Consider the following 11,848-nt stretch of genomic DNA (forward strand, 5'->3'; position numbering starts at 1 on the left):
CCTTTAGCCCGTGATGATGTTTTGTTGTGATGAGATAACGCGCAAGTATGCGGTTTGGCTCCCGGCGATTGCATTTTTGTCATTTTGTTTGCCGTTGTGCAGGGCGCGCCACGGCTGCTGCGGCCGCTTGCTGACTGCCTCGCCGCGGCACAGCATTCCGATAAAGGCGCTGTCGGCAACCTCGCTGGAATAGGGCGCACCGCCTTGGCCGTGGCCGGGAGTGGTCACTCCGCCATCGCGCAGCAGCGCCCATGCCTCGTGCAGCCGGGCGGCCTGACGCGCGGCGCCGGCAGCCTGGAGCGTCAGCGCGAGGGTGTGGATCAGTGCGTGGGCATCGAGCGGCAGGTGGCTCGCCCCCTCGCCCGGCGCCTCGCTGGTCACCATCCGCAGACCCCGCGTGCCCTCGCCGGCATACCACAGCATCGGCCAGGCGCGGCAGAGGCCGCTGCCATGGCTGAGCAGAGTGAAGACCGTGCTGCGCAGATCGGGCATGGTGATCACCGCATCCCACGGCGAGCGCGCGCCCATCAGAGCGGGCAGCGCCTCTTCGAGCGTAAGCAGGTCGAGCGTCAGCCCGTCGCCCTTCAGCCCCTTGCCCGCAGCGAGCAACAGCGTGGCGACGGCGTTGCGCTGGCGGGCGGTGACGATGATCGCGAGCCGCTCGCGCTGCTGGCCACGGGCAGCGCGGATCATCGCGGTGAGTGCTCCCGCCCGCGGCACGGGCACGCCGCCGGCCTCCTCGGCCACGCATTGCGCCGGATGCGGGCTCATCAGCATGAGATCGAGCCCGCCTAGCCCCGGCGGCGCGGCGCGCAGGTGGTCAACGAGGTAGCTGACAACGAATTGCGCCTTGGGAAGGTGGGCAAGGCCGCCGTGCTGGAACGCCGCAGGGCTCCAGCCGAGCCAGGGCGCAAACAAGGGTGCGCCTCCGGGGACCGCCCAGTCGGCAAGGCGCTTGAGGCCGCGCGGCCGCTCCGCAGGGATGATCTCGGCGTCGATCCCGGCCCAGCCGAGCAGGTCGCCCAGCGCCGCGCGCCAATCTTGCGGGATCTCTCCGGCCGGGTGCACCAGCCGCAAGCGCGTCTCGACCAGCGCCAGTTGCGGGCGGCCATGCTGAACGACGCGAGGCGAGGCGAGCGACAGGGCGTCCGAAATCGGGCTTGTCTGGTCCATGCGCCGGATCCTTTGCGAGGGCGGAAGAAGAGGCGGACCCGGCTGATAGCGGCGCGCGCTCAATCGGAAAAATTCAATCTTTGCTTGCAAACGTTCCATATTCTGAATGTAAGAAGATGCCGCTGCCGGTCTCCTCCCCGCCCCGCTTGAAACCGCGCCCGCGCGCAGGCATCACGGCAGCGGGAGAAGAGGGGTAACACACATATGAACACAGCAAGCTTGCGCGCCGCAGCGGCGCTGGCTCTCGTCGTCGCCGCGAGCACCGGAACGGCCCAGACTGGCCCCGCACCCGCCAGCGAGGCAACCCGCAGCGAACAACGTTCCGTCGCGCAGACCCTCCCGCCCGAGGGCACCCGCGACAGCGCGGATTCGCAGCGCGGCTTTCTCGCCACGCGGAAGGACCCGGTGATCCTCGCCGCCAACGGCAAGCCGGTCTGGAACCTCGACGCCTATGCCTTCGTCATCGGCCCCGCGCCCGAGACGGTCAACCCCTCGCTGTGGCGGCACATGAGCCACCTCAAGCGCCATGGCCTGTTCGAGGTGACCAAGAACGTGTGGCAGGTGCGCGGGTTCGATGTTTCGAACATGACCGTCATCCGCGGGCAAACGGGCTGGATCATCATCGACCCGCTCACCAGCGTCGAGGCGGCCAAGGCGGCGATGGAGCTGGTCAATGCGACGCTCGGGCCCCGGCCGGTCAGGGCGGTGCTCTATTCGCACAGCCACGGCGACCATTTCGGCGGCGTGCGCGGCGTGGTGGACGAGGCCGAGGTCAAGGCCGGGCGGGTCCCGGTGATCGCGCCCGAGGGCTTCATGGAGGAAGCCACCTCGGAAAACGTCATGGCAGGCGGCGCAATGCAGCGGCGCGCCGCCTACCAGTTCGGCACCGGACTCACGCCGGGCGCGACCGGGCAAATGGGCAGCGGCATCGGCATGGGGCTTTCGGTAGGGACGCTCTCGCTGATCCCGCCGACCGACACCATCGCCGCCACCGGGGAGACGCGGGTGGTGGACGGCGTCGCGCTCGAATTCCAGATCGTCTCGGGCACCGAGGCGCCGGCTGAATTCAACGTTCTGATCCGCCCGGAAAAAACCTTCCTTGCGGCCGAGATCGCCACCTGCTCCTTGCACAACATCCTCACCCCGCGCGGGGCCAAGGTGCGCGATGCGCGGGCCTGGGCGCATTATCTCGATGAGGCGGCGATCCGCTATGCACCGCAATCCGATGCAGTGATCTCGAGCCACTGCTGGCCGATCTTCGGGCGCGAGGCAGGCACCGCGTGGCTTTCTGCCCAGCGCGATAACTACCGCTGGCTCCACGACCAGACCGTGCGCCGCATGAACCGCGGCGAGACCATGGCCGAGATCGCCGAGGCGCTGGAAAACTCTCCCCCGCCGGGCAACAGTGCGGAATGGTCGACCCGCGGCTACTATGGGACGATCAGCCACAACGCCAAGGCGATCTACCAGTTCTATCTCGGCTGGTACGACGCGGTCCCGGCGAACCTCCACGCCTATCCGCCGGTCGAGCGCGCGGTGAAGCTGGTCGAGGCCCTCGGCGGCGCCGACCGCACGCTCGCGCTGGCGCGCAACGCCATCGCCGCGGGCGACTACCGCTGGTCCTCGGACCTGCTCCAGAACCTCGTCTTCGCCGAGCCCGCCAACGCCGAGGCCAAGGCGCTGCTCGCGACAAGCTACGAACAGCAGGGCTATCAGGCCGAGAGCGCGATCTGGCGCAACCAGTTCCTCTCGGCGGCGAACGACCTGAGGCGCGGGCGGCCAGAGAGCAGCGCGGCGCAAAGCAACGACATGGTCGCCGCGATCACGACGCAGGAACTGCTCGATTCCGCCGCCACACGCTTCGCCCCCGAGAAGCCGGGACCGCGCAATTTCACCGTCGCGATCGACATTCCCGACCGCGGCGAGACGGCGACACTGGATGTCGGCACGCAGGTGATGATCGGGCGCGCAGGGGTGCTGCCGGCCAAGCCTGCCGTCACCATCCGCGGCCCGCGCCGGGCGATGCTGGCGCTGTTCTTCGTCAAGGTCCCGGTCGAGACTGTGGCCAAGATGCCGGGCGTCACGATCGAGGGCGATCTGGCCACCTTGCAGGCGCTGGTCGACAACCTCGACCCGCTGCCCCACGGCTTCGATATCGTGATGCCGTGAGACAATCCGGCGGGCAGCGCGAAGGGTTGCCTGCGTTCATGCGTTGACAAGGTGGCAGACGGCACACTCCCGCCTGTCCCTTGCTGCAACCAGGTACGCCGCCCCATGCCTGTGACCCTGCCCTGCACGAGCGAGCGATGAGCCGGCCGAGCATCGCCCTCAGCCGCTTCGGCTATGGCCTCGCCGCTGGAGACACCCCGCCGGGTGACCCGCGCCGCTATCTGCTCGCGCAGCTCGAGGCCTATGATCCGGCACCCGTCGCAATCGCCGGGCGGATGCGCTCGCGCGGGGAAACCGCCGAAATGGTCGAGCTGGTGCGATCGCTGCGGCAGGATCGCCGCGCGGCGATGGCCATGACCGAGCCGCCCGAAGCGATGAACGCACCCGCCGAAGACCCGCGCGCTGCCGCGCTGGAAGGTCTTCCTCCCGAATATCGCACCAAGCTCGCCGAAGCGCGCAAGGTGCTGGTGGCAGATGTCGCCGCGCGCACGCAGCTGGCGGTGGCCAGCCCCACCCCGATGGTCGAGCGGCTGGTGCATTTCTGGTCGAACCATTTCAGCGTCTCGGTCGGCAAGCTCGGCACGCAGTTCGAAGTCGGCCCGCACGAATTCACCGCGATCCGGCCGCATGTGCTGGGGCGGTTTTCCGACATGCTCAAGGCCGCGGTGCTGCACCCCGCGATGCTGCTCTATCTCGACCAGTTCCAGTCGATCGGCCCCAATGCCCCCTTCGCGCAAAGGCGCACGCGACGCGGCGGGGATCGGCCCGAGCGGCCGCGCGGCCTTAACGAGAACCTCGCGCGCGAGGTGTTGGAACTGCACACGCTCGGCGTCGATGGCGGCTACTCGCAGGCCGACGTAACCGAGCTCGCGCGCGCGCTCACCGGCTGGACGGTGCCCGGCATCGGGCGCGTGGGCCGCTTTGCCGAGGATCAGCCGAGCGGCGCGGCCTTCGTTGCGCTGGTGCACGAGCCCGGCGCGCGCCGGGTGCTGGGCCGCACCTACCCCGCGGGCGAGGCCAGGCAGGCGCTGGCGATCCTCGAGACCCTCGCCGCCCATCCCGCAACCGCGCGGCACATCGCGACCAAGCTCGCGCGGCACTTCGCCGGCGACACGCCCCCGCCTGCGCTGGTGGCGCGGCTCGAGGCCGATTTCCTTGCGACCGGCGGCGATCTCGCCAGCCTGACGCGCACCCTGATCGATGCCCCCGAGGTGTGGATGCCCGGGCCGGTCAAGTTCCGCACGCCCTTTGAATGGCTGGTCGGCGCCCTGCGCCTGACGGGCGCCGCCAAACTGCCGGCGCAGCGGATCGTCGGCGCGCTCGACCAGCTCGGCCAGGTGCCGTGGCGTGCGCCCTCGCCTGCGGGCTATGACGACCTTGCCGCCAGCTGGGCCGGGCCCGATGCGCTGGTGCGCCGGGTCGAGCTGGCAGAGCGGATCGCGGGCAATGTGCCTGCCGACGACATCCTCGCCCGCGCCGAAGCCGCTTTCCCCGGAGCGCTGGGCGAGGCGACCCGCACCCAGCTGAAGCGCGCCGAGAGCGGCCATCAGGCGCTCGCGCTGCTGCTGGTCTCGCCCGAAATGATGCGGAGATAACCCGATGATAACCGCTCTCGACCGTCGCAGTCTGCTCGCCGGATCACTGGTGCTGGGGGCAGGCGGCCTCGCCCTCCCCCGCCTCGCCTTTGCGCAAGGCGCTGGCCACCGCAACTTGCTGTTTGTGCTGCTGCGCGGCGCGGCCGACGGGATGGCGATGCTCGCTCCCGTGGGCGATCCGGGCCTCGAGGCCCTGCGCGGTGCCAGCCTTGCCGATTACGAGGGCGCAGGCCGGCTCGGCAGCTTCTTCGCCGTCCACCCAGCGCTCGCCGGAGTCGCGGCCGCGGCGCAATCGGGCGAAGCGCTGTTCGTCCACGCCGCCGCCACCGCCTATCGCGAGCGCTCGCATTTCGACGGGCAGAACCTGCTCGAGACCGGCGGCACGGCACCCTATGCCACCCGCGACGGCTGGCTCAACCGGCTGACCGCGCTGCTCAATGAAGGCGCGCCCACGCCGCTGCGCGCGCTGGCGATTGCGCAGGCCGTACCGCTCGCCCTGCGCGGCGATGCGCCGGTCTCCAACTACGCCCCCTCGGCCCTGCCCGCGGCCTCCGATGATCTGCTGGCGCGGGTCAGCCAGCTCTACGCCGCCGACGGGGAGCTGGGCGCCTTATGGCAGCGCGCGCTCGAGACCAAGGCGATGGCCGAGGACGATGGCCTCCGGAACCTGCGCGATGCGAGCGCTGCCGGAGAGCTTGCCGCCTCGCTGATGCGCGATGCGGGGGGCGCGCGGATCGGGATGATCGAACTGGGCGGATGGGACACCCACGCCAACCAACGCGGCGCCTTTGCCCGTTCGGCCCGCGGGCTCGACGCGCTGCTGGCGGCTTACAAGACCGGCATGGGCGCGGCCTGGGCCGATACGCTGGTGGTAGTGGCGACCGAATTCGGCCGCACCGCGAGGCTCAACGGCACGGGCGGAACCGATCACGGAACGGCGGGCGCGGCGCTGCTGATGGGCGGCGGCGTGCGCGGCGGTCGCGTGATCGCCGACTGGCCCGGCCTTGCCGAGCGCCAGCTGTTCGAGGGCCGCGACCTTGCCCCGACCACCGCCCTCGAAAGCGTGCTGGCAGGGGCGGTCGCCGAGCACCTGCGGCTCGACCCCGAACGGGCGATGGCGCGGCTGTTCCCGGGACGCAGCGCGAAGCCGCTATCCGGGATCATCCGGAGCTAGAACGAACACTCCGCACTCGCGGCGCTGTCGTCGCGGGTGACTTCGCCGATCTGGAAGGCAAAGGGCGCCTCGGAGGCGAACGTGAGCTTGCCGCCGGTCTCGCCGAGGCACTTTGCGCTCAGCACCATCTCGCGCCAGCCCTTGCCCTCGGCGACCGAGAGCCCCTGCGTGATGTCGAGCGCCTTGCCCCCCGCAGTCACGGTGACGGGCCCCGCCGGGCGCCTGGCGACGAGATAGGTGATCCGGTAGGCCGCCCCGCTCGCCGGGCCGGTGAGCGAGAGCTTCGCGCCCGGGCCGAAGGCGATGCGGCGCGCGTCCTCCTGCGCGCGGCGGTCGACGCCGGTGGCGACGATGCCGTTGCCGCTGCCGCGCAGATCGGGGAGCAGCGCATTGTCGGCCAGCGCCTGCACCCGCGCGCCGAGCTTGCCGCTGGCAAACCACGCCGCGCTTGCATCCTGTGTCAGCGCATTGCAGGTCTCGTCGAGCGGGATCTGCGCGATACGCGGGGCGGCGAAACCGAGGCCGTAGCCGCGCGGGAACAGCGCACCCTCGGGCCCGTTGAGCGGCGCGCCGTCGCAGGTCGCGGGCCAGCTGAACGAGAGGCGCCCGGTCGGCTGCGCCTTGCCGAACAGCACGTCGGCCACACCCGCGCCCTCGCTGCCGGGGAGCCATGCGGCCACGAAAGCATCGGCGGCGTTGAGCTCGCGGTTGACCCACAAGGGCCTCCCTGAGAGGAACACCGCCACCGTCGGCACGCCGCGCGCCTTGTAGGCCTTGAGCAGGGCGAGACCCTCCTCGTCGCGGAAGGCGAGGTCCTTGCGGTCGCCGACAAACTCGGCATAGGGCGGCTCGCCGAACACGACGATCGCGATATCGGGCTTGCTCGCCGCATCGCCCTTGGGCGCCAGGCGCGCCTCGCCCCCGCCCGCGCGGGCCGCCTCGGCGATCCCGGCGAAGATCGAGGTTGCGCCGGGGAAGTCCTTCGCGGTGAGATCACCCCCGCCCTGCCACGTCACCGACCAGCCGCCAGCCTGCTGGGGCACATTGTCGGCAGCCGCGCCCGCCACTTCGATCTTCGCGCCCGCCTTCAAGGGCAGGATACCGGCGTTCTTCAGGATCACCTGCGACTTGGCCACCGCCTCGCGGGCCAGCGCGCGGTGCTCGGGGGAGCCGAGCAGCGCCCACTTGCCGCCATTGGGCCGCGCCGAGGGCTTCACCTCGCCGTCGAGGATGCCCAGCGCCTGTTTCATCCGCAGCACCCGCAGCACCGCCTCGTCGAGCCGCGCCATCGGGATCGTGCCGTCCTTCACCTGCCGCACGAGGGTGGCATGGAGCGCCTTCCAGTCCTCGGGCACCATGTAGACGTCGAGCCCGGCGAGCAGCGCCTGCGGGCAATCGGAATTGGTGCAGCCCTTGATCTGGCCGTGCCCGTTCCAGTCGCCGACCACCACTCCGCCAAAGCCGAGCTTCCCGCGCAGCTCATCGGTCAGCAGCGGCTTGTTGCCGTGCATCTTGGTGCCGTTGATCGAGTTGAAGCTCGCCATGACGCTCGCCACCCCGGCGTTGATCGCGGCGGGGTAAGGCGCGGCGTGGATCGCCATGAGGTCGGCAAGCTCGCCGTTGACGTCGCCCTGGTCGACGCCCTGCGATGTGCCCCCGTCGCCGAAATAGTGCTTGGCGGTCGCCGCGACCTTGCCGGGGCCGAGATAGCCCGGCTCGCCCGGGCGGCCCTGAAGGCCCTCGATCATCGCCGCGCCGAGCTTCGTCACCAGCGCCGGGTCTTCCGAATAGCTCTCGTAGGTGCGGCCCCAGCGATCATCGCGCGCCACGGCGACGGTGGGCGCGAAGGTCCAGTCGAGCCCGGTCACCTCGATCTCGATGGCGGTCGCGGCGCCGATGCGGCGGATGAGGTCGGCGTCACCCGTCGCGCCCAAGGCGATGTTGTGCGGAAAGACGGTCGCTCCGGGAACATTGGCATGGCCGTGGACGGCGTCGGTCGCCCAGATCGCGGGGATCACGGGCTCGCCGTCCGGGAGCGGGGCGGTCGAGGCCTCCCAGAAGGCATCGGCGAGCTTCAGCCAGTCGGCCGCGGGCGCCTTGTCGTTGCCGAAGGGGCCGGAATTGCCGCCGTTGAGGATCGTGCCGAAGCGGTATTGGCGCACGTCCTCGGGGGTGATCGAGCCGATGTCGGGCTGGACGATCTGGGCGACCTTGCGCTCGAGGCTCATCCGCGCGAGCAGGGCTTCGGGGGTGTCCGCCGCTACCGCCGGAGCCTCGGCGACGGGCGCGCTGGCCGAGCGGACCTGCTCCTGCGTGCTGCAACCCGCCACCAGCGCCCCAAGCGCCGCTCCGCACACCAGCTGACCCACTGCCTTAAGCGCCATCTCGCCAGTCCCTCCCAGAACCCTGCTTGTTTTTCTTGAGAACGTTATCAAACTATGCCGCCGCGCGCCCGCTTTGGCAAGCGTCAAGCAGCGCCGTTCAGGTGCGGCGCAGCGAGCCGGCCAGCAGCGCTGCGCTCCCCAGCGAAAGGCCCGCGAACAGCACGAACAGCGCGCCATAGCCGAACTGCGGGACCAGCATCACCGTCAAACCCGGCATCACCATCCCCGGAACGGTGTTGGTGAGGTTGAACACGCCAAGGTCGCGCCCGCGGTGCTGGGGGGCGGGCAGGACGCGCAGGGTCTGGCCGGAATGGAGCGCAAGGAAGACCGCAGCGGCGAGGCCGAACAGCACATAGCCCGCTATCGCAAAGGCGAGGCTCTGCGCCGCCGCCATCACCAGCATCCCACAGGCGCACAGCAGCGCCGCGGCGACCAGCGGCACGACGGGGCGCGCATGGCGGTCCGACCAGCGCCCCAGCAGCAGCGACAGCGGCACCGCGCTCGCCAGCACTAGGCTGAAGATGTTCGCCGCCCCGTTCTCGGGATAGCCCGGCGCAATCGAGCGCAGCCAGTAGAGCAGGAAGGCGAACATTCCCCCTTCGGCGACCTGCACCAGCAGCCGCGCGGCCCACATCCGTGCCACCACCCGCTCGCGCACCGGCACGGGCTCGGCAGGGGCGGGAACCGGGGCGACCAGCGCGGGGCGGATGCGCCCCTTGCCCAGCAGCACCGCAGGCAGCACCAGAGCGCTCACCAGCACGGCGACCAGCGCCAGCCGCGCCGGAGGGGCCACCAACCCGTCCCAGGTCACCAGCGAGCCCGCCAGCGCCCCCAGCGCCGGAGACAGCGCCAGCGCCCCGCCGAGCACGCCTTTCTGCTCGTCGGGAAAGCAATCGCCCGCCCAGGCCATCAGCGGGCTCAGCATCAGGTTGAGCGCGACCTGCCAGACCATCACCAGCCCGACAATCTGCGCGACGCTCGTCGCGGTTCCCACCATAAGCAGCAGCAGGTTCGACAACACCAGTCCGGCAATGATGAACGGCCGCCGCATCCTTGCGCGGTCACTCAGCATCCCGATGCCGATATTGGCGATGCTCGCCATCACCGCGCCGAGGAAGCTGACCTGCGCCAGCGCGGCGACATCTTCGCCGCCTCGCAGATCGACGATGCGCTGGGGTAGGAGGACGGTCAGCAGCGGCACATAGGCGACCGCGCCGCCCGCCGCGGCGAGCGCGAAGAGGGCGAGGAACCAGACCGGCTGGCGCTCGGGCGGGGGCGCAGGCTCCGCGCTCAAGCGTGGCCGGGGGCAGGCGCGGTCGAGGCGCGCTCGACCAGCGCGGCGGCGACCTCGATGACTGCGCTGTCTTCGGCATCGGGAGAGCGCGCGATCAGCTGCTCGACGGCGCGGCTGACGGTCTCGGCGATGGGCTGGTCGATCGCGGTGAGCGGCGGCTGGGTGAAGCGCACGATCGGGGTGTTGTCGAAGGAGATCAGCGACAGATCGCGCGGCACCTCGAGCCCCCGCTCGCGCGCGACTTCGAGCGCGGCGAGCGCCATCTGGTCGGAGGAGGCGATGATCGCGGTGAGATCGGGGTTGCGATCAAGCAGCGCGTGAGCGGCGCGGGTGCCGCTGTCATAGCCGAAATCGCCCACCTCGAGCAGGCCCTCGTGCGCCAGCCCGCGTTCGGCGAGCGCGCGGCGCCAGCCGTCGATGCGCCAGCCCGAGAGGCTGTATTGCGCCGGCCCCGCGATCATCGCGATGCGGCGATGGCCAAGATCGGCAAGCCGGGTGGTGGCAAGATGTGCCGCGCCCTCATCGCCCATCGTCAGTCGGATCCCCGCCCCGGGCGCATCCGAGCCGATCCGGGCGAAGGGAATGCCGCGCGCTGCGAGCAGATCGGTGATCAGCGCGTTCTCCGAATGCGGCGGGGTCAGGATCACGCCGTCGGGCTGCAAGGCCGAAAGCGCCGCGCCCAGTTCGCGTTCGACATGGTCGGAATGGGTGTCGACCAGTTCCACCATCATCCGGTAGCCATGCTTCGAGCAGGTCAGGATTCCGCCCAGCAGCATCTGGTCGACCCAGTCGGTGCCCATCCGCTCGCGCCAGTCGGCCAGCGTGCGCTCGCGGTCGTTGATGGCGAGGATGATGTAGGAGCGCGAACCGCTCATGCGCTGGGCCGCGAGGCTGGGAACATAGCCGAGCCGGTCGATCGCCGCCTGCACCTTGTCGCGCAATTGCGGGCGCACGTTGGGGCCGCCGTTGACCACGCGGCTCACCGTCTGGAGCGAGACGCCCGCCTCCTCGGCGACGTCCCTGATCGTCACTGTCTTGCGCACCCGCGCCATGGCCCGCCTATTCCCGTCCCGCCTACCTGATGCAGGCCCGCCCCGTTGTCGGGTCGCTGGCGCAGCGGTAGACCCTTATCCAATCGATTGCGAATTGCGCGGGAAAGCTGCTCGCTGCAACCCCCTTGGCGTTGTTTTCTTCCGACAGGCGCCCGCCCACGGCAAGATTGGCCATGATGTAGAAGGGCTGATCGAAGGGCGCGGCGGGGTTGCCCTTGGCATTGCGCGCGGCGGTGCTCCACTGATCGGCGGTGACCGTGAGGTGCACGCGGTCATCGACGAGGAAGCGGATCACGCCCTCCCCCCATTCGACGGCGTAAACGTGGAAATCGTCCGAGGGCAGCGCGAGGGTCGGCAGGGCATTGCGGTGGTCGACATAGCGGTTGAGCGGCGCGAAATCGCCGAAGTGCAGCGCGCTGATCGTGCGGTTCTCGCCCACGCCGCCCGCGCAATCCTTGCACTTGGCGCCGATATTGACCGCTTCAAGAATGTCGATCTCGCCCGAGCGCGGCCAGGGGCCGTAGGCGGGATCGTTGGGCATCATCCAGATCGCGGGCCAGGTGCCCTGCCCCGGCGGCACCTTGGCGCGCGCCTCGATCCGGCCGTAGCGCCAGGCGTGCAGGCCGATGGTGCGGACCTTGCCCGAGGTGTGCGACTGGACCTGCGTGGGATTGACCGCTTCCGCGATTTCGGGCGGGCGCGCGGGGCCGGCGAAGCGCTCTTTCCGCGCCTTCAGGAGCAGCATCCCGCCCTCGACCGCGATGTTCTCGGGCCGGTCGGTGTAGCACTGGCGTTCGTTGTTGCCGCCGCCCCAGCAGGATTGCTCGGGTGTCCACTTGGTCCGGTCGAGCGCGGTGCCCTCGAACTCGTCGGCCCACACCAGCTCCCACCCCGCGCCCTCCAGCGGGGCGAGCGGTTGTTCGGGCGGGGGCGAGGAGGCCCCCGAAAGCAGCAGGGCCGCCGTCAGCGTCCCCGCCTTCAGCAGCCCTGCGATTGTCATGACCTTG

8 protein-coding genes are annotated in these 11,848 nt (G+C 70.3%); 3 read left to right on the top strand and 5 right to left on the bottom strand.

Features of this window, described 5'->3' with window-relative positions; translation table 11 throughout:
• Positions 1-3 precede the first annotated feature (3 nt).
• The gene (locus PFX90_RS13045; RefSeq protein WP_285712964.1) at positions 4-1,173 is read right to left on the bottom strand and encodes a hypothetical protein; all 1,170 of its coding nucleotides are present in this window, start codon (positions 1,171-1,173) and stop codon (positions 4-6) included.
• Between the two features lie 204 nt (positions 1,174-1,377).
• Between PFX90_RS13045 and PFX90_RS13050 the strand changes: the two genes are divergently transcribed.
• The 3 genes from PFX90_RS13050 (at position 1,378) to PFX90_RS13060 (ending at position 6,111) form a co-directional block, all read left to right on the top strand.
• Entirely contained in the window at positions 1,378-3,342 is a 1,965-nt protein-coding gene (locus PFX90_RS13050) for an alkyl/aryl-sulfatase (protein WP_285712965.1), read from the top strand.
• 137 nt (positions 3,343-3,479) lie between these two features.
• Positions 3,480-4,937, top strand: a complete 1,458-nt coding sequence (locus PFX90_RS13055) for a DUF1800 domain-containing protein (RefSeq protein WP_285712966.1) — start codon at positions 3,480-3,482, stop codon at positions 4,935-4,937.
• A gap of 4 nt (positions 4,938-4,941) precedes the next feature.
• Complete coding sequence (locus PFX90_RS13060; RefSeq protein WP_285712967.1) at positions 4,942-6,111, top strand: DUF1501 domain-containing protein; 1,170 nt, start codon at positions 4,942-4,944, stop codon at positions 6,109-6,111.
• Here the strand turns inward: PFX90_RS13060 and PFX90_RS13065 are convergent.
• The 4 genes from PFX90_RS13065 to PFX90_RS13080 form a co-directional block, all read right to left on the bottom strand.
• Positions 6,108-8,495 carry a glycoside hydrolase family 3 protein gene (locus tag PFX90_RS13065; RefSeq protein WP_285712968.1) on the bottom strand — a complete coding sequence of 796 codons (2,388 nt, stop codon included), beginning with the start codon at positions 8,493-8,495 and terminating at the stop codon, positions 6,108-6,110. The two genes, PFX90_RS13060 and PFX90_RS13065, sit on opposite strands and share 4 nt — an antisense overlap.
• 97 nt (positions 8,496-8,592) lie before the next feature.
• Positions 8,593-9,789: an MFS transporter gene (locus PFX90_RS13070; protein ID WP_285712969.1), complete on the bottom strand. Its 1,197-nt coding sequence runs from the start codon at positions 9,787-9,789 to the stop codon at positions 8,593-8,595.
• The gene (locus PFX90_RS13075; RefSeq protein ID WP_285712971.1) at positions 9,786-10,841 is read right to left on the bottom strand and encodes a LacI family DNA-binding transcriptional regulator; all 1,056 of its coding nucleotides are present in this window, start codon (positions 10,839-10,841) and stop codon (positions 9,786-9,788) included. Before PFX90_RS13075 ends, PFX90_RS13070 begins: the two co-directional genes overlap by 4 nt.
• 22 nt (positions 10,842-10,863) lie before the next feature.
• The gene (locus tag PFX90_RS13080; protein WP_285712972.1) at positions 10,864-11,841 is read right to left on the bottom strand and encodes a glycoside hydrolase family 16 protein; all 978 of its coding nucleotides are present in this window, start codon (positions 11,839-11,841) and stop codon (positions 10,864-10,866) included.
• Positions 11,842-11,848: the final 7 nt, after the last annotated feature.

It is taken from the genome of Erythrobacter oryzae, from assembly GCF_030271515.1.
GTDB lineage: Bacteria > Pseudomonadota > Alphaproteobacteria > Sphingomonadales > Sphingomonadaceae > Erythrobacter > Erythrobacter oryzae.

What these genes read in the sequence shown, in the direction of transcription:
- PFX90_RS13045 (WP_285712964.1), bottom strand. Translation starts at nt 1,173, where the DNA reads ATGGACCAGACAAGCCCGATTTCGGACGCCCTGTCGCTCGCCTCGCCT.
- PFX90_RS13050 (WP_285712965.1), top strand. Translation starts at nt 1,378, where the DNA reads ATGAACACAGCAAGCTTGCGCGCCGCAGCGGCGCTGGCTCTCGTCGTC.
- PFX90_RS13055 (WP_285712966.1), top strand. Translation starts at nt 3,480, where the DNA reads ATGAGCCGGCCGAGCATCGCCCTCAGCCGCTTCGGCTATGGCCTCGCC.
- PFX90_RS13060 (WP_285712967.1), top strand. Translation starts at nt 4,942, where the DNA reads ATGATAACCGCTCTCGACCGTCGCAGTCTGCTCGCCGGATCACTGGTG.
- PFX90_RS13065 (WP_285712968.1), bottom strand. Translation starts at nt 8,495, where the DNA reads ATGGCGCTTAAGGCAGTGGGTCAGCTGGTGTGCGGAGCGGCGCTTGGG.
- PFX90_RS13075 (WP_285712971.1), bottom strand. Translation starts at nt 10,841, where the DNA reads ATGGCGCGGGTGCGCAAGACAGTGACGATCAGGGACGTCGCCGAGGAG.
- PFX90_RS13080 (WP_285712972.1), bottom strand. Translation starts at nt 11,841, where the DNA reads ATGACAATCGCAGGGCTGCTGAAGGCGGGGACGCTGACGGCGGCCCTG.